Source organism: Mesorhizobium sp. Ca11 (assembly GCF_020165275.1).
In the GTDB taxonomy this organism is placed as follows: domain Bacteria; phylum Pseudomonadota; class Alphaproteobacteria; order Rhizobiales; family Rhizobiaceae; genus Mesorhizobium.
On sequence record NZ_JAIUHU010000003.1, the window covers coordinates 99,323 to 123,618 of the forward strand.

Annotated in this window: 26 protein-coding genes and 1 pseudogene; 13 read left to right on the forward strand and 14 right to left on the reverse strand. The window is 63.5% G+C overall.

The features are described from left to right. The first annotated feature begins 117 nt into the window (after positions 1 to 117). The 4 genes from ychF (at position 118) to LB538_RS06875 (ending at position 3,266) form a co-directional block, all read left to right on the forward strand. Complete coding sequence (ychF, locus tag LB538_RS06860; RefSeq protein ID WP_224531126.1) at positions 118 to 1,221, forward strand: redox-regulated ATPase YchF; 1,104 nt, start codon at positions 118 to 120, stop codon at positions 1,219 to 1,221. A 19-nt stretch (positions 1,222 to 1,240) separates the two neighbouring features. Further along, complete coding sequence (gene corA / locus LB538_RS06865; RefSeq protein ID WP_224531121.1) at positions 1,241 to 2,215, forward strand: magnesium/cobalt transporter CorA; 975 nt, start codon at positions 1,241 to 1,243, stop codon at positions 2,213 to 2,215. 113 nt (positions 2,216 to 2,328) lie between these two features. Beyond that, the gene (locus LB538_RS06870; RefSeq protein WP_224531110.1) at positions 2,329 to 2,799 is read left to right on the forward strand and encodes a MaoC family dehydratase; all 471 of its coding nucleotides are present in this window, start codon (positions 2,329 to 2,331) and stop codon (positions 2,797 to 2,799) included. Beyond that, positions 2,796 to 3,266 (forward strand): MaoC family dehydratase, encoded by a 471-nt coding sequence (locus tag LB538_RS06875; RefSeq protein ID WP_224531108.1) that lies wholly within the window; start codon positions 2,796 to 2,798, stop codon positions 3,264 to 3,266. Before LB538_RS06870 ends, LB538_RS06875 begins: the two co-directional genes overlap by 4 nt. 157 nt (positions 3,267 to 3,423) lie before the next feature. Here the strand turns inward: LB538_RS06875 and LB538_RS06880 are convergent, their stop codons facing one another. The 5 genes from LB538_RS06880 to petA form a co-directional block, all read right to left on the reverse strand. Then, positions 3,424 to 3,969 carry an adenine phosphoribosyltransferase gene (locus LB538_RS06880; RefSeq protein WP_140838687.1) on the reverse strand — a complete coding sequence of 182 codons (546 nt, stop codon included), beginning with the start codon at positions 3,967 to 3,969 and terminating at the stop codon, positions 3,424 to 3,426. 164 nt (positions 3,970 to 4,133) lie between these two features. Continuing rightward, positions 4,134 to 4,829: an acid phosphatase gene (locus LB538_RS06885; protein WP_224524622.1), complete on the reverse strand. Its 696-nt coding sequence runs from the start codon at positions 4,827 to 4,829 to the stop codon at positions 4,134 to 4,136. A 138-nt stretch (positions 4,830 to 4,967) separates the two neighbouring features. Then, complete coding sequence (locus LB538_RS06890) at positions 4,968 to 5,825, reverse strand: cytochrome c1 (protein WP_224524619.1); 858 nt, start codon at positions 5,823 to 5,825, stop codon at positions 4,968 to 4,970. Positions 5,826 to 5,846: 21 nt separating this feature from the next. Continuing rightward, positions 5,847 to 7,148, reverse strand: coding sequence for a cytochrome b (locus LB538_RS06895; RefSeq protein ID WP_224524616.1), 1,302 nt, complete (start codon positions 7,146 to 7,148; stop codon positions 5,847 to 5,849). A 16-nt stretch (positions 7,149 to 7,164) separates the two neighbouring features. Further along, positions 7,165 to 7,725 carry a ubiquinol-cytochrome c reductase iron-sulfur subunit gene (gene petA, locus LB538_RS06900; RefSeq protein WP_224524613.1) on the reverse strand — a complete coding sequence of 187 codons (561 nt, stop codon included), beginning with the start codon at positions 7,723 to 7,725 and terminating at the stop codon, positions 7,165 to 7,167. Positions 7,726 to 8,035: 310 nt separating this feature from the next. On the opposite strand from petA, the gene LB538_RS06905 reads away from it, so the two are divergent. Both LB538_RS06905 and LB538_RS06910 read left to right on the forward strand, forming a co-directional pair. Continuing rightward, positions 8,036 to 8,380 (forward strand): cupin domain-containing protein, encoded by a 345-nt coding sequence (locus LB538_RS06905; protein ID WP_224524611.1) that lies wholly within the window; start codon positions 8,036 to 8,038, stop codon positions 8,378 to 8,380. A gap of 81 nt (positions 8,381 to 8,461) precedes the next feature. Next, entirely contained in the window at positions 8,462 to 9,313 is an 852-nt protein-coding gene (locus tag LB538_RS06910) for an alpha/beta fold hydrolase (RefSeq protein ID WP_224524608.1), read from the forward strand. Here the strand turns inward: LB538_RS06910 and LB538_RS06915 are convergent. The 5 genes and pseudogenes from LB538_RS06915 to LB538_RS06935 form a co-directional block, all read right to left on the reverse strand. Beyond that, positions 9,310 to 9,620: pseudogene (locus LB538_RS06915) on the reverse strand (DUF6665 family protein). The gene LB538_RS06910 and the pseudogene LB538_RS06915 overlap by 4 nt on opposite strands. A gap of 9 nt (positions 9,621 to 9,629) precedes the next feature. Further along, complete coding sequence (locus LB538_RS06920; RefSeq protein ID WP_224524604.1) at positions 9,630 to 11,513, reverse strand: ABC transporter ATP-binding protein; 1,884 nt, start codon at positions 11,511 to 11,513, stop codon at positions 9,630 to 9,632. Beyond that, positions 11,510 to 13,402: an ABC transporter ATP-binding protein gene (locus LB538_RS06925; protein WP_224524603.1), complete on the reverse strand. Its 1,893-nt coding sequence runs from the start codon at positions 13,400 to 13,402 to the stop codon at positions 11,510 to 11,512. The genes LB538_RS06920 and LB538_RS06925 overlap by 4 nt, the downstream gene beginning before the upstream one ends. A gap of 205 nt (positions 13,403 to 13,607) precedes the next feature. Beyond that, positions 13,608 to 15,488, reverse strand: coding sequence for an ABC transporter ATP-binding protein (locus tag LB538_RS06930; protein ID WP_224524602.1), 1,881 nt, complete (start codon positions 15,486 to 15,488; stop codon positions 13,608 to 13,610). A gap of 26 nt (positions 15,489 to 15,514) precedes the next feature. Continuing rightward, positions 15,515 to 15,931 carry a hypothetical protein gene (locus LB538_RS06935; protein WP_224524601.1) on the reverse strand — a complete coding sequence of 139 codons (417 nt, stop codon included), beginning with the start codon at positions 15,929 to 15,931 and terminating at the stop codon, positions 15,515 to 15,517. 443 nt (positions 15,932 to 16,374) lie between these two features. Here LB538_RS06935 and LB538_RS06940 point away from each other — a divergent pair, with 443 nt between their 5' ends. Further along, positions 16,375 to 16,833: a tRNA (cytidine(34)-2'-O)-methyltransferase gene (locus LB538_RS06940; RefSeq protein ID WP_224524600.1), complete on the forward strand. Its 459-nt coding sequence runs from the start codon at positions 16,375 to 16,377 to the stop codon at positions 16,831 to 16,833. Between the two features lie 148 nt (positions 16,834 to 16,981). Continuing rightward, the gene (gene soxR, locus LB538_RS06945; protein WP_140838707.1) at positions 16,982 to 17,425 is read left to right on the forward strand and encodes a redox-sensitive transcriptional activator SoxR; all 444 of its coding nucleotides are present in this window, start codon (positions 16,982 to 16,984) and stop codon (positions 17,423 to 17,425) included. Between the two features lie 153 nt (positions 17,426 to 17,578). Here soxR and LB538_RS06950 read toward each other — a convergent pair whose 3' ends face one another. Further along, positions 17,579 to 17,836 (reverse strand): hypothetical protein, encoded by a 258-nt coding sequence (locus LB538_RS06950; RefSeq protein ID WP_095766723.1) that lies wholly within the window; start codon positions 17,834 to 17,836, stop codon positions 17,579 to 17,581. Between the two features lie 121 nt (positions 17,837 to 17,957). Here LB538_RS06950 and hemF point away from each other — a divergent pair, with 121 nt between their 5' ends. From hemF to LB538_RS06975, 5 genes are all read left to right on the forward strand, one after another. Beyond that, positions 17,958 to 18,872 (forward strand): oxygen-dependent coproporphyrinogen oxidase, encoded by a 915-nt coding sequence (gene hemF, locus LB538_RS06955; protein WP_224524599.1) that lies wholly within the window; start codon positions 17,958 to 17,960, stop codon positions 18,870 to 18,872. A gap of 260 nt (positions 18,873 to 19,132) precedes the next feature. Beyond that, positions 19,133 to 19,393, forward strand: coding sequence for a DUF1344 domain-containing protein (locus tag LB538_RS06960; protein WP_095766498.1), 261 nt, complete (start codon positions 19,133 to 19,135; stop codon positions 19,391 to 19,393). Between the two features lie 169 nt (positions 19,394 to 19,562). Then, positions 19,563 to 19,748, forward strand: coding sequence for a DUF1059 domain-containing protein (locus LB538_RS06965; RefSeq protein WP_095766497.1), 186 nt, complete (start codon positions 19,563 to 19,565; stop codon positions 19,746 to 19,748). A 203-nt stretch (positions 19,749 to 19,951) separates the two neighbouring features. Then, positions 19,952 to 20,614, forward strand: coding sequence for a hypothetical protein (locus LB538_RS06970; RefSeq protein ID WP_224524597.1), 663 nt, complete (start codon positions 19,952 to 19,954; stop codon positions 20,612 to 20,614). Positions 20,615 to 20,699: 85 nt separating this feature from the next. After that, positions 20,700 to 21,680 carry a S8 family serine peptidase gene (locus LB538_RS06975; protein WP_095766496.1) on the forward strand — a complete coding sequence of 327 codons (981 nt, stop codon included), beginning with the start codon at positions 20,700 to 20,702 and terminating at the stop codon, positions 21,678 to 21,680. A gap of 24 nt (positions 21,681 to 21,704) precedes the next feature. Here the strand turns inward: LB538_RS06975 and LB538_RS06980 are convergent, their stop codons facing one another. Genes LB538_RS06980 through LB538_RS06990 form a run of 3 tightly spaced genes read right to left on the reverse strand, consistent with a single transcriptional unit; the run spans position 21,705 to position 24,276 of the window. Further along, positions 21,705 to 22,973 carry a CCA tRNA nucleotidyltransferase gene (locus LB538_RS06980; protein ID WP_224524595.1) on the reverse strand — a complete coding sequence of 423 codons (1,269 nt, stop codon included), beginning with the start codon at positions 22,971 to 22,973 and terminating at the stop codon, positions 21,705 to 21,707. Further along, on the reverse strand, positions 22,970 to 23,602 hold the full coding sequence (locus tag LB538_RS06985; RefSeq protein ID WP_140838715.1) for a CoA pyrophosphatase: 633 nt from the start codon (positions 23,600 to 23,602) through the stop codon (positions 22,970 to 22,972). The genes LB538_RS06980 and LB538_RS06985 overlap by 4 nt, the downstream gene beginning before the upstream one ends. Beyond that, positions 23,602 to 24,276: a DUF1285 domain-containing protein gene (locus tag LB538_RS06990; protein ID WP_411908999.1), complete on the reverse strand. Its 675-nt coding sequence runs from the start codon at positions 24,274 to 24,276 to the stop codon at positions 23,602 to 23,604. Before LB538_RS06990 ends, LB538_RS06985 begins: the two co-directional genes overlap by 1 nt. Positions 24,277 to 24,296: the final 20 nt, after the last annotated feature.

Below are 24,296 nucleotides of genomic sequence, written 5' to 3' on the forward strand. Positions count from 1 at the left end.
TAAAAGATCGCGACGCGCTTTAGGCCCTGTCACGATAAAGGCATGGGGCTTGACGTTCGTCACCCCTATCGCCCATAGCCCTCACCAAAATCGAATTTCCGACAGGATTGGACGAACATGGGTTTCAAATGTGGCATCGTTGGCCTGCCCAACGTCGGCAAGTCGACGCTGTTCAACGCGCTGACCAGGACGGCCGCCGCGCAGGCCGCCAACTATCCTTTCTGCACCATCGAGCCGAACACCGGCGAGGTGGCGGTGCCCGACCCGCGCCTGCAGAAGATCGCGGCGATCGGCAAGTCGAAGGAGATCATTCCGACCCGCATCTCCTTCGTCGATATCGCCGGCCTGGTGCGCGGCGCCTCCAAGGGCGAAGGGCTGGGCAACCAGTTCCTCGCCAACATCCGCGAGGTCGACGCCATTGTGCATGTGCTGCGCTGCTTCGAGGATGACGACATCACCCATGTCGAAGGCCGTATCGACCCTGTCGCCGACGCCGAGACGGTCGAGACCGAGCTGATGCTCGCCGACCTCGAAAGCCTCGAGCGCCGCATCGCCCAGATCCGCAAGCGCGCCGCCGGCAAGGACAAGGAAGCCATGGCCGTCCTGCCCATGATGGAGGCCGCGCTCGAGCTTCTGCAGGCCGGCAAGCCGACGCGCTTCCTGCTCAACGGCATCGCCGCGGAGGACCTGCGCATCCTGCAGGGGCTGAACCTGCTCACCTCGCATCCCGTTCTCTATGTCTGCAACGTCGCCGAAGCGGACGCCGCCACCGGCAACGAGCACACCAGGGCGGTGGAGAAGATGGCGGCCGCGCAGGGCGCCGGCACGGTTGTGATCTCGGCGGCGATCGAGGCTGAAGTCGCCCAGCTTTCAGACGAGGAGGAAATGGAATTCCTTGCCTCGATCGGCCTCGATGAGCCGGGCCTCAACAAGGTGATCCGCGCCGGCTACGAGCTCCTGCATCTGATCACCTATTTCACCGTCGGGCCGAAGGAAACGCGCGCCTGGACGATCCACGAGGGCGATAAGGCGCCGCAGGCGGCCGGCGTCATCCACACCGACTTCGAGCGCGGCTTCATCCGCGCCCAGACGATCTCCTACAACGACTTCGTCACGCTGGGCGGCGAGGCAGCCGCCAAGGAAGCCGGCAAGGCGCGCGACGAGGGCAAGGAATACGTCGTCCAGGACGGCGACATCATGCTGTTCAAGTTCAACACCTGATCTCCAGGGAGACCCGGCGATGATAAAGACCTTCGTCGTGGACAATGATCGCCTTCGTCTTACCGAGGACCTTGCGGCGGATGGCGACAGGGTCGTCTGGGCCGATCTTTTCAACCCGACCAAGGAGGAAGAGGCGCGCATCGAGAGCTGGCTGGGCATTGCCATCCCGACCCGCGAGGAAATGGAAGAGATCGAGATTTCGAGCCGGCTCTATGTCGAGGACGGCGGCTACTTCATGACCGCCGTGCTGCCGGCGCAGACCGAGGCCGACGATCCCTTGATGTCGCCGGTGACCTTCGCGCTCGCCGGCAAGAGGCTGATCACCATCCGCTATCATGAGCCCAAGGCCTTTAAGACTTTCCCGCAGCGCGCCGAAAAGGTGGCGACCGGCTGCACCAGCGGCGACACCATCCTGATCGGCCTCCTCGAGGCGATCGTCGATCGCCTGGCCGACATCCTCGAGCGCGCCGGCCGCGAGGTGGAAACGATCTCGCGCGACATTTTCGAAGCGCGCTCGACCAAGGCCTCGAAGCGCAACCGCGATTTCCAGGAGCTCCTCAAAGGCATCGGCCGCAAGGAGGACATCGCTTCCTCGGTCCGCGACAGCTTGATCTCGTTGCAGCGCCTGGCCGGCTTTCTCGCCCACGTCGCTGACCAGACCAAGATGAGCAAGGATGTGCGCGCCCGCATCAAGACGCTGTCGCGCGACGTGCTCTCGCTCGCCGACCATGCCACCTTCCTGTCGCAGAAGATCTCCTTCCTGCTCGACGCCACGCTCGGCATGATCTCGATCGAGCAGAACGCCATCATCAAGATTTTCTCGGTCGCCGCCGTCATCTTCCTGCCGCCGACGTTGGTCGCCTCGATCTACGGCATGAACTTCGACATCATCCCCGAGCTCAAATGGGAGTTCGGCTACCCCTTCGCCATCGCCCTGATGGTGGTCTCGGCGATCCTGCCCTTCTGGTATTTCCGCCGCCGCGGCTGGCTCTGACGGACTTGGCCGGCGACGGCTGGCTTACCAGAAATCACTTGACCAAATCGACTTGGGCCGGCATCCGGGTTTTCGATCCTTGGGGATCGCGTTCGTCAACCGGATTGCCGATCATGACCGGAAAGACCTGGGCCTATGAGGATTTCGCCGAGGGCGCCTCGCTCGACCTCGGCAGCAAGGACGTAAGCGCCGCCGAGATCATCGAATTCGCCTCGGAGTTCGATCCGCAGCCGATGCATCTCGACGAGGAAGCCGGCAAGGCAAGCATCCTCGGCGGGCTTTCGGCTTCGGGCTGGCATACCTGTGCGATGTTCATGCGCATGCTGTGCGATGCCTTCCTGCTCGATTCGACCTCGCAGGGCTCGCCCGGCATCGAGCATGTGAAATGGAAGAAGCCGGTGCTGGCCGGCGACAGGCTTACCGGCACGCTCACCATACTTTCCAAGCGCCAGTCGAAATCGAGGCCGCAGCTCGGCTTGGTCACCATGCGCAGCGAGCTCGTCAACCAGCGCGGCGAAAGCGTTTTCGAGCTCGAAAACACTGGGATGTTCCTCGCGCGTGATGCCGCAAGGGACCCGTCATGACCCTGGACGAGTATTTCCTGATCGGCGAGACCGTCACGCTCGGCTCGCATAAATTCGAAGCCGACGAGATCAGGGCGTTTGCCAACAAATACGATCCGCAGGTCTTCCACGTCGATGAAGAGGCGGCGAAGAAGAGCGTGCTTGGCGGGCTCTGCGCCTCGGGCTGGCACACTGCCGCCACCTGGATGAAATACAACCTCGAAAAGCGCATGGAGACCGAGGGCGTGCGCTGGACAGGCCCCGGCCCGCAGCCCGAGTTCGGCCCCTCGCCCGGCTTCCGCAATTTGAAATGGCTGAAGCCGGTCTATGCCGGCGAGACCGTGACTTTCACGCGCACCGCGCAGGCGCACCGACCGCTCGCCGGGCGCCCAGGCTGGAACCTGCTGACGCTGCGTTCGGAAGGCTTCGATTCGACCGGCGACAAGGTGATTGAGTTCGACAGCGCCGTTCTGGTGAAGGTGGGATAGCGCCTCTCCTTCTCCCCTTGTGGGAGAAGGTGGATCGGCGCGCAGCGCCGAGACGGATGAGGGGTGTTCCAGCGAAGTGCGACGTTGGCGTTCCCTGGAACACCCCTCATCCGTCGCCTTCGGCGACACCTTCTCCCACAAGGGGAGAAGGGGAAGATCAATGCCCCTCGAACCCGATCAACGTCCTCACCGGCACGTCTAGCGCTTCCAGCTTCTGGCGGCCGCCGAGGTCGGGCAAGTCGATGACGAAGCACGCCGCGACGATGTCGGCGCCGATTTGCCTGAGCAGCTTCACCGCGGCTTCCGCCGTGCCGCCCGTGGCGATCAGGTCGTCGACCACGATCACCTTCTCCCCCGGCGAGACGCCGTCCTTGTGCATCTCCATCTCGTCCAGGCCGTATTCGAGGCTGTAGGCGACGCGCACCGTCTCGTAGGGCAGCTTGCCTTTCTTGCGGATCGGCACGAAGCCTGCCGAAAGCTGGTGCGCCACAGCGCCGCCGAGGATGAAGCCGCGCGCCTCGATGCCGGCGATCTTGTCGATCTTCAATCCGGCATAGGGATGGACCAGCTCGTCGATGGCGCGGCGGAAGGCGCGCGCGTCGCCAAGCAGCGTGGTGATGTCGCGAAACAGGATGCCGGGCTTGGGATAATCCGGAATGGTGCGGATGGCCGCAAGCAGCGTGTCTTCGAGGGAGGATTTCATCGAGGCTTTCCGCGTGTCCGGCTGTCGGATTTGGCGGCGTCGGCCTTTGCTGCCCGACGCGACCGACAAGGGCTACCGCGATGTCGCGCCAGAGACAAGCCATCCGGCAAAGGATCGGCACCGATCGCGAAGGCGCCCTTCGAAAAGCAGGCGCTACCGAGCGGCTACATGCCGAGATCCGAGCGCAGCTCGGAGCGCGCCACTTCGTACTCGGCCTTGAAATCGGGACGGTTGAGCAGGACCGCGGCGATCACGCTGCCGGAGATCTTGCCCATCTCGATGTCGGACGGATAATGGATGCCGCCGACCACGCGGTTGTGGGCGAATTCGGCCGCGCGCGCCATGATCTCGGCGCGCTTTTCGGGGACCATGTCGGCAAGGACGATGCCCATCATGGTGCCGACCGTCGCATGACCAGACGGCCAGGAACCGGAGCTCGACAGCTTCACGACCGGCTTGACCAGATCGCTGAGCTGATGGGGCCGCGGCCGCTTCCAGACATCCTTGGCGGGATCGACGACGGCGCCTTCGGTCGCCACGACGCGATCGAAGAAGGCACTGAACTTCGGCAGCTTCTCCTTGTTGAAATTCGGGCCCATGACGTCAGCGAAGCGCCAGATATTCTCCTCGGCGTCGGCGATGGCGCGCTTTTCCATTTCCGGCGTGCGTGTCACCTGCAGCGTCAGCACCTCGCCGAGCTCCGCTTTGGTTTCCGGCGAGTCATTGGCCGGTGGCGGCGGCAGGATCATCGTCAGGTCGATGTCCTTGCTGGTGACGAAAGGCTGGGCCTCATCGGCATGGGCGACATATCCGGTGACAAGCAGCAGGAAACCCGCCGCGAGCGATGCATATCTTTTCATGGGTGCGATCCTTTGGTGAGTGCGAGGCAGGATCGCCACGAGCGATGACGATCATGTGACACGCCCCGGTTTGCGCGCGCCGAAATACAAAAGGGCGCCTTGTGGCGCCCTTTCAAAATTCTTGCGATCGACGCCGCCTCAGTGCGCCACGTCGGCCCACACCCTGCGCTTGGTCATGTAGACCAATGCGCCGAAGACCAGCAGAAATATCATGACGCGGAAGCCGGTTTTCTTGCGATCCTCGAGATGCGGCTCGGCCGCGAACATCAGGAAGGCCGAGACGTCGCGCGCATACTGGTCGACGGTCTGCGGCGAGCCGTCGTCATAGGTCACCTGGCCGTCCGAGAGCGGCTTGGGCATCTTCAACGACACGCCGGACAGGAAGTACGGGTTGTAGTGCGTGCCTTCCGGGATCACCATGCCGGCCGGCGGCGTCTGGTCGTAGCCGGTGAGCAGCGAGTGGATGTAGTCCGGGCCGCCCTGCGCATACTGGGTGAAGATGTCGAAGATGAAGCGCGGGAAGCCGCGCTCGACGCCGCGTGCCTTGGCAAGCAGCGACATGTCGGGCGGCGCGGCGCCGCCATTGGCGGATGCCGCGGCCTGCTCGTTCGGGAACGGCGCCGGGAAGTGATCCGACGGCTTGCCGGGACGATCGAACATGTCGCCGGCATCGTTCGGGCCGTCATGGATGGTGTATTCGGCGGCCAAAGTCTTGATCTGCGCCTCCGAATAGCCGAGGCCTTCCAGCGTGCGGAAAGCCACCAGGTTCATCGAGTGGCAGGCCGAGCAGACTTCCTTGTAGACCTTCAGGCCGCGCTGCAGCTGCGCCTTGTCATAGGTGCCGAACGGACCGGCGAAGCTCCAGCTCATTTCCTTCGGTTCGTTGATCGGGAAATGCGTCGGAGCGGCCGCGTTGTGTTCCTCTTCGGCGGCGATGGCAGCGGTGCCCGCGACCACCAGGCCAAGCAGCGCCAGCGAGGTGAGAATCTTCTTCATACCCAAAATCCCCTCAGATTCTCAGCCCGTGGTTTCCGGCGCGGCGGCAGCGCGTGCCGGATGTCCGCTGCCGCCCTTTTTCTTTTCAAGCACGGCCTCGGTGATCGAGTTCGGCAGCCTGCGCGGCGTCTCGATCAGGCCGAGCACCGGCATGACGACCAGGAAGAAGGCGAAGTAGAACAGCGTCGCCATCTGCGCCATGAACACATAGCTGCCTTCCGCCGGCTGCGAGCCCAGCCAGCCGAGCAGGATAGCGTCGGCTACGAACAGCCAGAAGAACAGCTTGTACCATGGACGATAGACCGCCGAGCGCACCTTGGAAGTGTCGAGCCACGGCACCAGGAACAGCATGGCGATGGCGCCGAACATGCACAGCACGCCGCCGAGCTTGGAGTTGATCGGGCCGATGTTGAAGGTGATGGCGCGCAGGATCGCGTAGAACGGCAGGAAGTACCATTCCGGAACGATGTGGGCCGGCGTCTTCAGCGGGTTGGCGACCGTGTAGTTGTCCGGATGGCCGAGAAAGTTCGGCAGGTAGAAGACGAAATAGGCGAAGACGAACAGGAACACGATCATGCCAAACGCGTCCTTGATGGTGGCGTAGGGCGTGAAGGCGACGGTGTCGGTCTTCGACTTGACCTCGATGCCGGTCGGGTTCGACTGGCCCACGACATGCAGCGCCCAGATGTGCAGCACGACAACGCCGGCGATCATGAACGGCAACAGGTAATGTAGCGCAAAGAAGCGGTTCAGCGTTGGATTGTCGACGGCGAAGCCGCCGAGCAGCAGTTCCTGAATCCAGTTCCCCACCAGCGGAATGGCGCTGAAGAAGCCGGTGATGACGGTAGCGCCCCAGAAGCTCATCTGGCCCCAAGGCAGCACGTAGCCCATGAAGCCGGTGGCCATCATCAGGAGGTAGATGATGCAGCCGAGGATCCACAAGAGCTCGCGCGGCGCCTTGTAGGAGCCGTAGAACAGGCCGCGGAAGATATGGATGTAGACGGCGACGAAGAAGAATGAGGCGCCATTGGAATGGAGATAGCGCAAGAGCCATCCCGAATTCACGTCGCGCATGATCTTCTCGACCGAATCGAAGGCGAGATTGGTGTCGGAGGTGTAGTGCATCGCCAGCACGATGCCGGTCAGGATCTGCGCGGCCAGCATGATCGACAGGATGCCGCCGAACGTCCACATGTAGTTGAGGTTGCGCGGCACTGGATAGGCGACGAAGCTGTCATGGACCAGCCGCGGCAGCGGCATGCGGGCGTCGAACCAGCGCTCGATACCGGTCTTGGGCGTATAGGTCGAGTGTCCCTCGCTCATCGAAATGTCCCCTGCCTCAACCGATAAGGATCTTGGTATCGGAAATGAACTTGAATACCGGGATCGCCATGTTCTCCGGCGCCGGGCCTTTGCGGATGCGGCCGGCGGTGTCGTATTGCGAACCGTGGCACGGGCAGAACCAGCCGCCGAAATCGCCTTCCTGGCCGAGCGGGATGCAGCCGAGATGCGTGCAGACCTGCACCATCACCATCCAGGCTTCCTTGCCGGGCGTGGTGCGGTTGGCGTCGGTCGCCGGCGCGTCGGACGGCAGGTTGGCGTTGCGTGCGATCGGATCCTTGAGATCGGCGAGATTGACGGCCGCGCCGTCCTTCATTTCCTTTTCGGTGCGGTTGCGCACCACCACCGGCTTGCCGCGCCACTTGACGACCACCGAGCTGCCGGGCTGCAGTGAAGAAACATCGACCTCGACCGAAGCCAGCGCCAGGGTCGAGGCATCGGGGCGCATCTGGTCGATGAACGGCCACGCGACGGCTCCTGCGCCGACAACGGCGGCCATGCCGGTGGCCACGTAGAGAAAATCGCGACGGTTGGGATCGTGGATGTCGGTTGCGCTCACGGGTGCCTGATCCTTTCGCCTCTTCCTAACCGGAGGCCGAGCCTTGTCCCCGCTCAATCGCACCTGCCCGACAGCGCATGGCGAACAGGCTAGCGAATTCCTCCGGCATTTGGAGTTCGGTTTATGCGTGCGGCCCGTTTTTGTCCAGCGGGGTGAGACCACAAGGGCAGATTGTCGCGGGGATGCGCGGCGGCCCAGGCCGACGCGTCCCCGCCAGGCCGCCGGACAGGGTGAAACAGCGGGAAATCCGGGGTCAATCGAGCCGGTGTTCGCCTCGACATCGGCTCCTGGCCCGGTCTATTCTGGCGTCATGGCGCATGTCATTGAACGCGACAGCTGGGCCGAAGCCCCCGACCGCTGGAAAGGCGAGCTGCAATGCGGCCAGTTCGGCGCCAATTCCTGCCTGATCTTCAACTATCAGCCGACGGTCGGCGGCGGCCCGCGCCTGCACAAGCACCCCTATGCGGAAATCTTCGTCATCCGCTCCGGCACCGGCCTGTTCACGATCGGCGACCAGGAGATCAAGGCCACGGCCGGCCAGATCCTGATCGTGCCGCCCGACACGCCGCACAAATTCACCAATCTCGGGCCTGGCCCGCTCGAAAGCACCGACATACACGAGAACGGCCACTTCATCACCGAATGGTTGGAATGATTCTTCCGATCGTCGGACCGGGCCTGTCCGGAGGCTGATTGCAGCCTAGTTCCATCGATCTGGCATCGATGGAGATGAAGCATGGGACTGCGCACCGTTGAGGTCGAGGGGCTGGCTATCGCGATCCGGGACGCAGGGCCGCCCGATGCGCCGGGCCTTCTGCTGCTGCATGGTTGGCCGCAAAGCTCCCATGCTTTTGAGGCAATCGTCGACGAGCTGGCCGGCGACCAGCGCGTGGTCGCGCCGGACTTGCCGGGCATCGGCGGTTCACACGGCGCGCCCGAGACCGGAGAAAAGGCATATCTGGCCAGATTGATGAAGGGGCTGATCGCCGTTTGCGGCTTACGGCAGGTCATCGTCGCCGGTCATGACGTCGGCGGCCAGATCGTCTTCGCGCTGTTGCGCGACGAGCCCGAAAATTTGTCCGGCGCGGTGATCATGGACGTCGTCATCCCCGGCGTGGCGCCGTGGCAAAATGTCATCCGCAATCCGCGTATCTGGCATTTCGTTTTTCATGCGATCCCGGCCTTGCCGGAGATACTGGTGAGCGGCCATGAGCGCGCCTATTTCGATTTCTTCTTCGATATTCTTTCGAAGGAAAAATCGGCGGTCCCTGCGGAAGCCAGGAACATCTATGCCAAGGCCTATTCGCGGCCGGAAAGCCTCAAGGCCGGCTTCGACTGGTACCGCGCCTTTGCCGCGGACGCCAAGGTCAATTCCCACCCATCCGCGACGCCGATCGCCAAGCCGGTTCTTTATCTCAGAGGCTCGGCCGAATCCGGCGACATCGCCGACTATCTCGACGGCTTGAAGGCAGCGGGCCTATCCAATGTCGAAGCCGACATCATCCCGGGTAGCGGCCACTTCGTCGCCGACGAGAATCCCGGAGCCCTTGCTGCGCGATTGGCGCGTTTTCGCCAGGAAATCGCCTAGCTGGCGCCGAGCCTGACCAGCACCGCGCGCGGGATGTCGTATTCGCGGATCACGGCGTCATGCTTGCGCAAACCGCAAAGCTCGCGCTGGATGAAATAGGCATGGACGGCCGCTGCCGCCTCCTAAGCAGCCGTTTGCGATGCTCGCCCTCGCCGCTCTCGCGCAATCTGGCAAGGGTCTCCTCGACACGCCGGCCGGCGCGGCCGAGCGCTGCGGCCTTCTCGGCGAGGATTTCGTGGCCGAGCAGATCGAGCGCGCTTTCCTGCGCGCCTGACCGTCCGAAATTCATAGGCATGCGTACCGACATGATGCCGTTCTACTCCGCTGGCCGCGTCTCTTCCAGCGCGCTTTCCTCGTTGAACAGGAAGCCGCCGGACTGCCGCTTCCAGAGCCGCGCATAGAGCCCGTCGAGCGCCACCAGCTCGTCATGCGTGCCCTGTTCGACGATGCGGCCGCCGTCCAGCACCACGAGCCGGTCGAGCGCTGCGATGGTCGACAGCCGGTGCGCGATGGCGATCACGGTCTTGTTCTCCATCAGTCTGGTCAGGTTCTCCTGGATCGCCGCCTCGATGTCGGAATCGAGCGCCGAGGTCGCCTCGTCGAGGATCAGGATCGGCGCATCCTTGAGGAAGACGCGCGCCATGGCGACGCGCTGCCGCTGGCCGCCGGAGAGCTTCACGCCACGCTCGCCGACATAGGCCTCGTAGCCGGAGCGCTCGCGGTTGTCGCGCAGCCCCAGGATGAAGTCATGCGCCTCGGCTTTCCGGGCCACGGCGATCACCTGCGCATCGGTCGCGTCCGGCATGCCGAGCTTGATGTTGTCGCGCAGCGAGCGGTGGAAAAGTGCTGTATCCTGGCTGACCACGCCGATATTGCCGCGCAGCGAGTTCTGCGTCACATGCGCGATGTCCTGGCCGTCGATCAGGATCTGGCCGCCCTCGAGGTCATAGAGGCGCAGGATCAGGTTGGCCAAGGTCGTCTTGCCGGCGCCCGACGGGCCGACCAGCCCGACCTTCTCGCCCGGATGCACGACGAGGTCGATGCCGTCGAGCACTCCGGCCCCCTTGCCATAATGGAAGGTGACGTTCCTGACGTCGATGCGGCCGCCGGCGACGACCAGCTCCTTGGCGTCCGGCGCGTCGGTCAGGCCGAGCGGCTGCGAGATCAGCGCCTTGGAATTCTCCAGCACGCCGAGATTCCTCAGGATGCCGTTGAGCTGCATCATCAGCCTTCCAAGCAGCATGTTGAGCCTGAGCACCAGCGACAGCGTGAAGGCGACGGCGCCGACCGTGATCGAGCCTTCGACCCACAGATAGATGGCGAAAGCGGCGATCGCCGTGATCATGATGCCGGAGAGCATGGTCAGCGCCATGCGCACGCCGGTCAGCCGGCGTGTGAACGGCCGCAGCGCGTCGAGATAGATGCCGAAGCCGCTGCGGATATAGCGATCGTCGCCGTCGGCCGAAAACAGCTTCAACGTCTGCACGTTCGAGTAGGAATCGACGATGCGGCCGGTGATCATCGAACCGGCCTCGGCGGTCGCCTCGGCATGCTTGCGGATAGCCGGCAGATAGAGTTTCGCCAGCCAGCCGAAGGCAGCGATCCAGATCACCACCAGCACCGCCAGCCGCAGATCGAGACCGGCGACCAGCGCGAGCGTCGTCACCGTATAGACGATCATGAACCAGACCACCTCGATGAAGCTCTCCATCAGGTCGCCGGTCGCCTGCCCCGCCTGCCAGACTTTTGTCGCGATGCGGCCGGCGAAATCGTTCTGGAAGAAGGCATAGGACTGGCGCGAGACGTGCCGGTGCGCCTGCCAGCGCACCAGATTGTAGAATCCGGGCGTGATCGTCTGCTCGTCGACCAGCGCCGACAGGCCGACCACCAGAGTGCGGATGAACAGAACCACGGCGCCCATGAACAGGAGCTCGGGACCGGCGGCCGCCCACAGCGCGTGCCAGCTGCGTTCACCGGGCAACTGGTCGAGGATATCGACCAGCCTGCCGACGAAATAGAACAGGCCTGCCTCGACCAGCGGCGCGATGCCGCCGATGATGAGCATGGCGAAGAAAGCGAGCTTGGCCTGCCCGACATAGTGCCACAGGAAGCCGCCGACGCTGGCGGGTGGCCGAAGATTCACGGGCTCGCGGAACGGATAGACCCAGCCCTCGAACCAGCGATAGACGCCTTTCATCATTCCGCGGCTTCACCTTTCGCCGCCAGATCGTCGGCGGCCTGCTTTTCCTCGAGCAGGAACCCGCCCGACTGGCGCCGCCAGAGCTGGGCATAGAGCCCACCCTTGCCGATCAGGGTCTCATGCGAGCCGTCCTCGACGATGCGCCCTTTGTCCATCACCACCAGCCTGTCCATCGCCGCGATGGTCGACAGCCTGTGGGCGATGGCGATGACGGTCTTGCCCTGCATGAGCTTGTAGAGGTTCTCCTGAATGGCGGCTTCCACTTCCGAATCGAGCGCGGACGTGGCCTCGTCGAGAATGAGGATCGGCGCGTCCTTCAGCATAACGCGGGCAATTGCGATGCGTTGCCGCTGGCCACCGGACAGCTTCACGCCGCGTTCGCCGACAAGCGCCTCATAGCCGCTCTGCCCATACGGATCGGTCAGTGCCGCGATCACATCGTCGACCTGAGCGGCTTTGGCGGCGCTAAACATGGCCTCGTCGCTGGCCGACTGGCGTCCATATTTGAGGTTCTCGCGAACGGATCGATGCAAGAGCGACGTGTCCTGGTTGACGAAGCCGATCGCCGCGCGAACGCTCTCTTGCGAGACGTGGCGGATGTCCTGTCCGTCGATCAGCACCTTGCCGTCCTGGACGTCGAACAGCCGCAGCACGAGATTGACCAGCGTCGACTTGCCGGCCCCGGAGCGACCGATCAGGCCGACCCGCTCGCCCGGCGCGATCTTCAGCGACAGATTATCGATGACGCCGCCTTTGCCGTCCTTGCGCCAGTAGTTGAAATTCACCCGGTCGAACTCGATGCCGCCGGCGGTCACGGCGAGGGCCGGTGCGTCAGGCTGGTCCTGCATGGTGATGGGACGCGCGATCGTCGTCATCGAATTGCTGGCGACGCCGATCTGCCGGAAAACGTTGGCGCCGACATCGAGGATCCTGCCGGAGATATTGGCGATCTGCAGCGCGAACGGTATCGCGGTCGCCACGGCTGCCGTAGTCATGGTCCCCGCGTTCCAGCCGGCCAGCGCCAGCCAGCTTATGGCGATGAGCAGCGCCGCGTTGAGGACGAACAGGGCCGACCACATCAGCGTGAAAACGCGCATCAGCTGGTAAAACGTGTGGGCATGCTCGACCACCGCGTGCGAGACATATTTGTCTTCGTGCTCGCCGGTCGAGAACGTCTTGAGCGTCAGGATGTTGGTGTAGCTGTCGACCATGCGGCCGCTCACCTGCGACCACCGTTCCGACAGTTGGGACGAACGCTGCGTGATCCTAGGCATCGCGGACCAGAAGATGAGGCAGTAGAATACCAGCCACACCGCCACCACAGCCAGCAGCAGCGTATCGAGCCGCGCCAGCACGACGATGGCGACCGCGACGAAGACCAGCGCGTACCAGACGGCATCGACGGTGAGGTTGACGCTCATCTCCACCGAATCGCCGCTCTGCATGACCTTGGTTCCGATGCGGCCGGCGAAGTCGTTCTGGAAGAACGACCAGTCCTGGCGCACGACGTGCCAATGGCTCTGCCAACGGATGAGGTCGATGAGGTTCGGCGCGATGGCGTGGTTGCGGATGAGACCATCGACAACCATCGACAGCGGACGCAGCAGCACGACGATCGCCATCATGACGAGCAACGGCATGTGCGCAGCGAAGAAATCGCCTGGCTTGGTGCTGGAGAGCAGGCCGACGATCAGGCCGACGAAAATCGGCAGCATCGCGTCCACTACCGCCGCGAGGGCAACGATGATCATGCGCAGCCGATAGGCGGTGCGAAACTGCCTTATGAAATACCAGTAGAACCGCCAAAGTCCCATTGGCGGCTGCCTGTCGTCGGCCAGCGCCACCGGCGAATAACGGCTTTCGAACCAGGTGAAGATGCGGTCGAACATTTTTCTCTCATCGCGCGGAAATCCGCCGGTAACCGATCTGGTCGCCAGCAGGCCTCTGGCGAGGTCGTGGTTACGCCCGGGATCGATTCCCCGCAATCGCCGTAACCTTGATGCCGGAGCGGCTCGACGGCTCACAGAACCGCCGGGCCGCTCCAAGTCTTTGTTTTGCGCAATTCCGGACGGAGTTGCTGCAATCGCGATCGCGTTACTCCGCAGCCATCTCGGATCGAAGCGACTTGGCATCGGGCTCAGCCGGCGCGTCATCGAGCAGGAAACCGCCCGACTGACGTTGCCAGAGCTGGGCGTAGAGCCCGCCCCTGGCGACGAGCTCCTCATGCGAGCCTTCCTCGATGATGTGCCCCTTGTCCATGACGACGAGCCGGTCCATCGCCGCGATCGTCGACAGGCGGTGCGCGATGGCGATGACGGTCTTGCCCTGCATCAGCTTGTAGAGGTTCTCCTGGATGGCCGCCTCGGCTTCCGAATCGAGCGCCGACGTCGCCTCGTCGAGGATGAGGATCGGCGCGTCCTTCAGCATGACGCGGGCAATCGCGATGCGCTGCCGCTGGCCGCCGGACAGTTTGACGCCGCGGTCGCCGACATGGGCGTCGAAACCCTTGCGGCCGTTATGGTCCGAGAGCCCGCCGATGAAATCGAGCGCCTCCGCTCGGCGCGCCGCCTCGATGAGCATTTCATCGGTCGCGTCCGGCCGGCCGTAGAGGATATTCTCCTTCACGGAGCGGTGCAGCAGCGAAGTGTCCTGCGTGACCATGCCGATCTGCGCGCGCAAAGAATCCTGCGTCACCGCAGCGATCTCTTGGCCGTCGACGAGAATCCTGCCGCTTTCCAGGTCGTAGAAGCGCAGCAACAGATTGACCAGCGTCGACTTGCCGGCGCCGGAACGTCCGACAATGCCGACCTTCTCGCCGGGCTTCACGGTGAGCGACAGGTTCTCGATAACGCCCTTCTGCTTGCCGTAATGGAAGCGGATGTCCTCGAAGCGTATCTCGCCCCGGGCGACGGCGATGTCCTTGGCGCCCGGCCTGTCTTCGACCAGCCGCGGCAGCGAGATCGACTGGATGCCGTCCTGCACCGTGCCGATATTCTCGAACAGCACGGACATCTCCCACATGATCCATTGCGACATGCCCCACATGCGCAGCACAAGGCCGATGACCACGGCTACTGCGCCGATCGTCACCGCCTGGCCGAGCCACAGCCACAGCGAGATCGCCGTGACAGAGACCAGCAGCAGCGAGTTCAAGATGTAGAGCAGGCCGTAAAGCACCGTCACCAGCCGCATAGAACGGTAGACGGTGTCGAGGAAGCCTGCCATGCCTTCCCTGGCAAAGGTCGCCTCGCGGCGCGCGTGCGAAAACAGCTTCACCGTCTGGATGTTGGCGTAGCTGTCGACGACGCGGCCGGTCATGGTCGAGCGTGCGTCGGCTTGCTCCTCGCCGACTTTGCCCAGCCGCGGAATAAAATGCCACAGCAAGGCGACATAACCGATCAGCCACACACCCAAGGGTGCGGCCAGCCGCAAATCCGCCGATCCGACGATGAACAGCATGCCGAGGAAGTAGACGATCACGTAGTTGAGGACATCTATCAGCTTCATGACGAAGTCGCGCACGGCGAGTGCGGTCTGCATCAGTTTGGTGGCGATCCGGCCGGCGAACTCGTCCTGGTAGAAAGCCATCGACTGTTTCAGCAAATAGCGATGCACCTGCCAGCGGATGCGCATGGGATAATTGCCCATCAGCGTCTGCTGGTTGAGCAACGAACGCAGCCACACCGTACCGGGCAGCGCAAACAGCACGATGAAAGCCATGCCGGCGAGCTTCCAGCTCTCGGTCTGCAGGAAGGTTTGCCGGTTCTGCGCCGACAGCCAGTCGACGATGCGGCCCATGAAACCGAACATCCACACTTCTGTGATGGCGATCGCCGCCACCAGCACCGCATCTACGGCGATGTAGGGCCAGACGCCGCGCGTATAATGAACGCAGAAGGCGATCAGCGTCTTCGGCGGCTCGACCGGCTCCGCGGCGGGAAACGGATCGAGCCTGTTTTCAAACCAGCGGAACATTCCGGGCACTCGACTTATCTATGCGCTCACGCGGCGCGGGATTGATGGGCTAGGCGTTGCAGCCGCGCGGCATTGCGGGCCGGCGATACGGAATCATCCGCATCGCCGGCCTTGCTACGCGCAATATAGGGTTTCGCCGGCATTTCGCCGACAGGCTCGTTTGACGTCCCTGACGGCGCCGAACTTCCCGACGAAAGGCTGGAGCCTGCCCGGCTCCTGTCGCCCGGCCGGATCAGGCGGATGATCCGGCGCACAAGCGTGGGCCGGCTGTGATCGGGCACCGCGCGCGAGAAATCGACGTCCGGCAGCATGCCGCGATGCGGCCTGCGCCGTTCCTCGGCATGCACGGCCGACGAATAGGTCTCGCCGATCAGCAGCGCCCAGGTAGCCACCTTGCGTTCATGCAGGCTTCTTGACCCCGGTATCTTGTAGGGATCGAACATTGGTCCGTCCTCCATATGCAAATGCGTTAAAAAGGGTGATGCGTCCTCGACCATCGGCATTCGGCCGAAGGCGCGGATCGAATCGGCCGGGACACGACTAGCATCGGTCCGGACACGCTCAGCTGGGGCACGGCGCCCCTTTGGCAGTTTGAAAAACATCGCAAGATTCCTTCGAAGGCCGAAAATTGGGTTCGGCGGGAATCGGTGCGATGAGGACTTAAAGTGTCAGAAGAATCGTCGTACCGAAACCGCCTGCGGGCATAGGAGTGCCCCGGATGGGAGCTGGATGTGCATGGGTATCATGTGTTCCCCTCCATACGGTTCGGGTTGACGATGGTGGGCATATACTCGACTTCGCAGAAAATGGCCATCCGCCAGTCCAGAAATTGCCGAAAGCGGGAGATGCCTGTGGCCGATCTGCCACTTATTAGCAGGATACGGAAATGAACGATCGTCTCCGCATCGCGCTCTACCAGCCTGATATCGCCGGCAACACCGGGACGATCCTGCGCTTCGCCGCCTGCCTCGATATCGGCGTCGATATCATCGAGCCGGCTGGTTTCCCGCTCTCCGACCGGGCGCTGAAACGCGCCGGCATGGACTACCTCGAAATGGCGGCGCTTTCCCGCCATGCCGACTGGCACGCCTTCGAGGGGTGGCGAAAGACCAACGCGCGCCGCCTCGTGCTGCTCACCACCAAGACCACGGCCGCCTACACCGACTTTGCTTTCGCTGCCGGCGACATCCTTCTGTTCGGCCGCGAATCCGCCGGCGTGCCGGACCAGGTCCACCAGGCGGCGGATGCGCGACTGACCATCCCGATGCGGCCCGGAGCGCGCAGCATCAATGTCGCGCTGTCCGTCGCCATGGTCGCGGGCGAAGCGCTGCGCCAGCTCGGCTAGAACCTCGAGCCCTTCTTCATTGCCGCGCGCAGGGTCCACTCGCGGCGTCATTCTCACCCAGGCGCACATCGCCTTCTCCTGCAATTGTCCCATCGACGTTTCTTGGCTACAAGCTCAACTTAACTTGAGGTCAAGCGGAAAAATCGAGATGGCTCCGGTAAGGGAATTGACGGTCGGCCAGGTGGCCGTGCGCAGCGGCGTTGCGGTATCGGCGCTGCATTTCTACGAGGCGCGCGGCCTGATCCGCAGCCACCGCACCTCCGGCAACCAGCGGCGCTACAGCCGCGACGTGCTTCGGCGCGTGGCGATCATCCGCGTCGCCCAGGAGGTCGGCATCTCGCTTGCCGACATCGCCCGGGCGTTCCAGTCGCTGCCGGAAGAGCGCACACCGAACCGCGAGGACTGGAACCTGCTTTCGACAGCCTGGCGCGACGAGCTCGACCAGAAGATCGCCCAGCTCAAGAAATTGCGCGACGGCCTGACCGATTGCATCGGCTGCGGCTGCATGTCGATCGACAAATGCCCGCTGAGGAACAAGGAAGATCGGCTGGCCAAGGAGGGGACGGGGGCGAGACGGCTGGCGGTGCGCTGACAGTCTGCCGCCAAGGTGCATTGAGATTCAGGTCAGGCCGAGTCGAAAATGGTGGCTTCCGAGAACCGGAGCGGAGCGTACTTAAAGTACGTGAGCACCGGAAGCGCAGGAGCCGCCATTTGCAGGCTGGCCTCACCTGAATATCAATGCACCTTAATCGGCCGCCGGCAGCCGCCGCATGGTGAATTCGATCACGTCGCCCGGGCGCTCGAACCAGCTTTCGATCTCGGTCCAGTAGGCCTGTTTCGGAAAACGCTCGAACCACTCCTTGGCCTTGAGGCGCGCATCCGGGCGCGGCAGCACGAACGTTTCGCGCAAGAAACCATCGCGCGGCTGGTTTTCGCGCTCAGCCCGTGAGCGCTCCAGCCTCTTGCGTAAGCCATCCAGCGGCGGTCTTGCCGGGGTGCGCACGAAGGAACTCCCTTGCACCTTGGTCAGACAGGACTTGACCCTTCCTCTCAAGAGATTAGGGATCGCGCCCTGAAAAGACGAGTCATTTGTCAGGCAAGCGCGCCTGCGACTGGAGACCGAATTGGAAAGACCTGACCTTCCCGTGGGCCTGCCGGCCGACATCGAGCAGAAGAAGATGAAGGCACGTCTGTGGTTCGAGGCCTTGCGCGAGCGTATCTGCGCCACTTTCGAGCAGATCGAGCAGGAACTCACCGGCCCGCAAGCGTCATGGTCGCCCGGCCATTTCGAGAAGACCCCCTGGGAGCGCGACGAGGGCCGCGGCGGCGGCGGCACCATGTCGATGATGCGCGGCCGCGTCTTCGAGAAGGTCGGCGTCCACACCTCGACCGTCCATGGCGAATTCTCGCCCGAGTTCAGGAAGCAGATTCCCGGCGCCGAGGAAGACCCGCGCTTCTGGGCGAGCGGCATCTCGCTGATAGCACATCCCTGGAACCCCAACGTGCCGGCCGTGCATATGAATACCCGCATGGTCGTCACCACGCGCCAGTGGTTCGGTGGCGGCGCCGATCTGACGCCGGTGCTCGACCGCCGCCGCACCCAGGACGATCCCGACTCGATCGCCTTCCATCGCGCCATGCAGTTCGCCTGCGAGAAGAACGCCGCCGTCGCCGACTATCCCAAATTCAAATCCTGGTGCGACGAGTATTTCTTCCTGCCGCACCGCAACGAGCCGCGCGGCATCGGCGGCATCTTCTTCGACTGGCTGCATTCTGACGAGGACAGGGGCGGCTGGGACGCCGATCTCAATTTCGTCCAGGATGTCGGACGTTCTTTTCTCGTCGTCTATGCCCATCTGGTGCGGGGCAACTTCAACCAGAACTGGACCGATGGCGAGCGCGAGGAACAGCTCATCCGGCGCGGCCGCTACGTCGAATTCAACTTGCTTCACGATCGCGGCACCATCTTCGGCCTGAAAACCGGCGGCAATGTCGCCTCGATCCTGTCCAGCCTGCCGCCCGAGGTAAAATGGCCGTAACGATCCGGTGAGCGCGGCGACGGCCGCATTGCTGTCCAATTCGCCGAATCTTGGCCGGCAATGTGGCAGGGACGATATCTTTTTCGTCTAATATCCTTTTGAAAAAATTGAGCTATTTAAGATCGCCGGGTCGGGAAGCGCCGGCGGTCGAAGCGGAGATCATCTCGTCTCCCTCCGGCCGTGAGCCGGCGCGACTTGACGACCCTGATCACGAGAGGTGCCTCGCCGAATCGGGCACCCGCATTCCAGGAGAGCACGCCATGCGCAAGCTTATCGTGACCGCAGCTACCGCCGCCCTTCTCGCCTCCGGCGGCGCCGCGTTCGCAGCGGTCAAGCACACCACCGGCACCGTCAAGAGCTTTGACGGAACGGCCATGAGCCTTGTTCTGGACGACGGATCCACTTTCAAGCTGTCCAAGGCCTTCAAGGATCCCGGCATCCAGGCCGGCGAGAAGGTTCGCGTCTCCTGGGACATGAGCGGCAAGAACAAGATTGCCGAGGCCGTCAAGATCATGAAGTGAAGGCCTGCCCGTCAAAGGCAGATCGAGTTCTCAGGCGGCAAGGAAGGCGGGGCAGCACTGCTCCGCCTTCCTTTTTTGGAGAGAAAAGCAGTCTGCCGCGGGCTGCGATGCAACCGAAACCGGTCGCATGTGTTATGGTTTTCCAGCAGAACGAGGAAAGGAAAGTCCCATGAAGGAATTCCAATGCGGGTCGCTTGTCCCCGGCTGCGACTGGCATACGCGCGCCGAGGAAGAAGCCGAGGTGATGCGCCGTGCCGTCGAGCACATGCGCGAGACGCATGGCGAGACGGTCATCCGCGAGACGATGATCGAGGCGATACGCTCCCGCATCCAGAAGGTTCGCGACGCGGCCTGAGGGACTCCTCACCTTCGAACAGATCGACCCGCAGCGAAATCAGGACGGCTCAGGACCTGAGCATGTTCCATCGCGAGTTGCGAACCAATTTGCCTGAGTCGATCCCGGAAGGTCCGGACCGGCCCGGCATTTCAAACAGATACTTATATTCGAGTCGTCTCATTTAAGTTTGCGGTAACGGAATTCGTGCCACCGTCGGGCAAATGATCCGGCTGCAGGGCTGGCCGAGAAACTCGCCGCCACCCAAGGCGCTGACCGGATCGGTGGGGCGAGGTGTTTCGCGCATGCGCGAACGATCCGGCAAGAGGGGCACATCGTGCGAGGCGGCGCTGCTGCTGTGCGCATGTCTCGGCGCGTCTCCCGCGACCGCCCAGGAAATGATGACCACCTCGCTGATCGGCATGCATCAGGGGTCGCCGCTGAGCGACCGTGCCCGAGGCCTCGGCGGTGGCGGCTATGAGCTGCAGAATGGAAGCTGGGTCTCGTTCAACCAATGGTACCACACGAACTGGGTGGACATGCATGTCGACCTGCTCACCCAGGTTACCGAAAACACCGGCATCCTTTGGGGGTTCGGGACCGGCGAACAAGGCGACAAATACAGCATCGGGCCCAGCCTGAAGCTCGGTTTCCTCACCCAGACGCATCCGAATCCGAACAGCACCCTGTCGCTGTCCGTAACGTCGATCATCGGCGGAAACCTCACCGAGAAACCTTGCCTGGCCGACTACGGGGATCTGGGCTCCTACAGTGTCAATTGCCGGCTCGCGGCCGGTGAGATGGCGCCGCAGGAAACCCTGAAATACCTGGTTAGCGCCAAGCCCGAGAGCATGCATCTGTGGCTGAATTATCGTCTCACTTTCTGATCGCCGGGAGGCGCGAATGAAAAGTCCATCTCGTCCCGAAACGCGCGATCGCCCGTCCTGGTTCTTGTTTGGCTGGAGTTGGAACATGTCTGCTGGTCACCTGAAATTCGGCCTCGTTGCCGCCCTTGCCATCCTTTCGGCGCCCATTGCCTCGGCGCAGGAGGGCCTCGGCGCGGACGAGACGGCGGCGCTCTGCCATGGCGGCGGCTCCATCTGCGTGAGCGCAAAGATACCGGTCGCGCGCACGACGCAAACGGTACAGAACTGGATGAGCCCCGACGTCGGCGCGGCATGGGCAGCCGGCTACAAGGGCAAGGGCGTCACCATCACGATGGTCGACGACTTCAGCAGCACCTCGCGCTTTTCCGGCAATTTCGGGATCGGCGTGCAGACCCAGCGACACGGCGAATGGACGCGCGAGGAAGCAAGCATGATTGCTCCCGCCGCGACCATCCGCTCCAAGGATTTCTCGACCGGCACGGCCGTTTCGCTGGCACGCGGCCTTAATGTGCTGAACCTGAGCTACGGCATGTACACAACCGCGGGCTACAGCGCGAACCAGATCTGGTGGGCTCCGGAGGAGTCCTCGATCATCTCCTACGCCACCAAAGGTTCGGCCATCGTCTCGAAGGCGGCCGGCAACGACGCGGTCGCTGTTGGCGGGGTCACTGGTGGCCAGCAGGACTATCTCGACCTTGCTTTGATCGGCAAACCGACCGCGATCTTCGTCGGCGCGCTGTCGACGAACGGAACCACAGCCAACAAGGCCCAGCTCGCCTGGTATTCCAATTATGCCGGCTCCGACCAGGCTGTGCAGAGCCACTTCCTGGTGGTCGGCGTCGAGGGTGACAAGACCGGGCTCTACGGAACGTCTTTTGCCGCGCCGATCATCTCCGGCTATGCTGCGATCATCGGCAGCAAGTTCACCAAGGCGACGCCCGTCCAGATCACCAACGACCTGCTCAATACGGCCCGCACCGACACGCTGGCCAATTACGACCCGTCCGTCTACGGCAAGGGCGAAGCAAGTCTCTCGCGCGCTCTCGCTCCTGTGGCCATACATTGACAGGCACCGGCCGTTCCGGCTCGTCTAGCTCTCCAGCGCCTGCGCGGCGCGTTCCACCAGCGCGCCGCGTTCCAGGGTGAAGCCGGACTCGACCCATTCCTTCTCGAGGTTCTTCAGCGTGGCGCCGAGCTTCGGTCCCGGCGATGCGCCAAGCGCGGTCAGGTCGGCGCCTTTTATCGGAAACACCGGCTTTTCCCATCTCAGCGTGAAATTGAGCAGGCGTGAAAAGCCGCCGGCTTCCATCATCGCCTGATTGTCCTCGACTGCGCGTGTCCGCGCGGCGGCAAGCGCCAGCCGAATGCGGTCGATATAGCCGTTGCGGTCGCCGTAATAGAGTTTCTTGGCCAGCTCGGTCTCTGTCGCCTTGGCATCCGGCGCGATGGTCAGTGCCCAATGCCGCAGGCGGCCGGCCTCGTCGTTCGACAATCGCAGCCGCTCGCCAAGCGTCTTCATGCGCACGGCATCGGGCGGGACGATCGCCTCCAGCCTCAGCACAGGATCGGCGGCCCAGCCGAGATCTTTTCCAGTTTTGACCAGGCCATGGATGGCGTCGATGCCCCACTTCTCGCTTTCCGGCAGCACGGCGGTGAGCACGCCTGCCTGGCGCATCCATAAGAGCGCGCGCGAGGGATCTGGAGCCGACAGCAGCTTCTTCAGCTCGGACCAGACGCGTTCGGCCGAAAGCCGGGCAAGTCCGTCCTTCAGCCTGGCACAGGCCTTCAGCCCTTCCGCGTCCGGCCGTCCGTCGCCATACCAGGCAAAGAAACGGAAAAAGCGCAGGATGCGCAGATAATCCTCGCGGATGCGCGCCTCCGCGTCGCCGATGAAACGCAGCCGCCTCCCCCCTATATCGGCGACGCCGCCGACGAGATCGACGACCGTGCCGTCCGCTTCGGCGTAGAGCGCGTTGATGGTGAAGTCGCGCCGCTCGGCGTCCGCTTTCCAATCGCGCCCGAAGATCACCTTTGCCCGCCGGCCGTCGGTCTCGACATCGGCCCTGAGCGTCGTCACCTCATAAGGCGTGCCGCCGGCGATCACCGTGATCGTGCCATGCTCGATGCCTGTCGGCACCGTCTTGAAACCGGCCGCCTCCGCGCGCCGGACCGTTTCCTCGGGCACGGTGGTCGCGGCGATGTCGATGTCGGCGACCGGCTGGCCGATCAGCGCATTGCGCACCGCGCCGCCGGCGACACGCGCTTCCTCGCCGCCCTGCTTCAGCGCGGCAAGAAGCTTCTGCAGATGCTTGTCGGCCAGCCAATCGGCCTTGCCCGAGAGTGACGCCTCAGCGGTCAACCATAAAGCCTTTCATAGAGCGTGCGGATGATGCCGGCGGTGACGCCCCAGATACGCTGGCCGCCATAGGGCATCTCGTAGAAGAACCATTCGAGCTCGTTCCACATGCGGCTGTCGCGCGCGTGGTTGGCCGGATCCATCAGGAAACTCAGGGGCACCTCGAAAGCCGCGTCGACCTCATCGGCATTGAGCGTCAGCGAAAAACCCTGGCGCACGATGGCAAGCACCGGCACGATGCGGTAGCCGCTGCCGGCGACGTAGTCGGGCATGCGGCCGATGATCTCGACGAAATCCCGTTCGAGGCCGATCTCCTCGAAGGTCTCGCGCAAAGCGGTTGCCTCGGGGCTTGCATCGGTCGCATCGATGGTGCCGCCTGGAAAGGCCACCTGGCCGGAATGGCTGCGCAGTTTCTCGGCGCGCTTGGTGAGCAGCACCATGGCGCCCTCGGCGCGGTCGACCACGGGAATCAGCACCGCCGCGTCGCGCAGCGGCTTGATGTGTTTGAGCCTGGGATGGCCGGGATTGAAGCGATGATCGCCGAATTCGTCGCCGGGGACGATCGCCGCTTGCGCCGCGACGCGCGCCCGAAAATCCGCGACCGAAAACGCCGCCGGCGTAACCTGGTCCATCACGCGCTCAGCCGCTTCAGTTTCTCGGCCGGCATGATCGGATAGACCTCTCCGCCCGAGCGAATGGCGAACATCGCCTTGCCGCCGATGTCGATCTCCTCGCCATGCTCGACCAACTCATACATCACCGGACGCGCCAACAGCGCTTCCAGTCGTCCGCGCACAAGCACATAGGGTTTCAGTCCGCCGGTTTCGTCCTCGTCGACGAAGCGCAGCGCATGGCCGGGGCCGGCGGCGACGACATCGCCGACATTCGTGCGGAAGGTGACGACCTGGTCGTTCCCGCTCCCGGACACGTTCATTTCGACGGCGATGAAGGGCGCGTCGACGACGCGGATCCCAACCCGCTCGACCGGCGTCACCAGATAGGTCTTGCCGTCGGCATCCTTGCGCAACACGCTGGAAAAGAGCTGCACCAGCGGCATGCGGCCGATCGGCGTGCCGAGATAGAACCAGGTCCCGTCGGCCTTGATCTCCATGTCGAGGTCGCCGCAGAACTCCGGATTCCAGCGCTCGACCGGCGCCGGCCCCTTGCCGGCCCGGGCCGCGCGGGAGATCAGCGCCTCAAGGCCGCGCGCCTCTGTGGCGCCGATCAGGCTCTGTTTGCTCAAGCTGTGCTCGCCAGCGCTCTGTTCGTCGGGCGTTTGTTCACGATGTTCGCTGCGTTCGGCCATGGTCACGAAATAGTCACTGT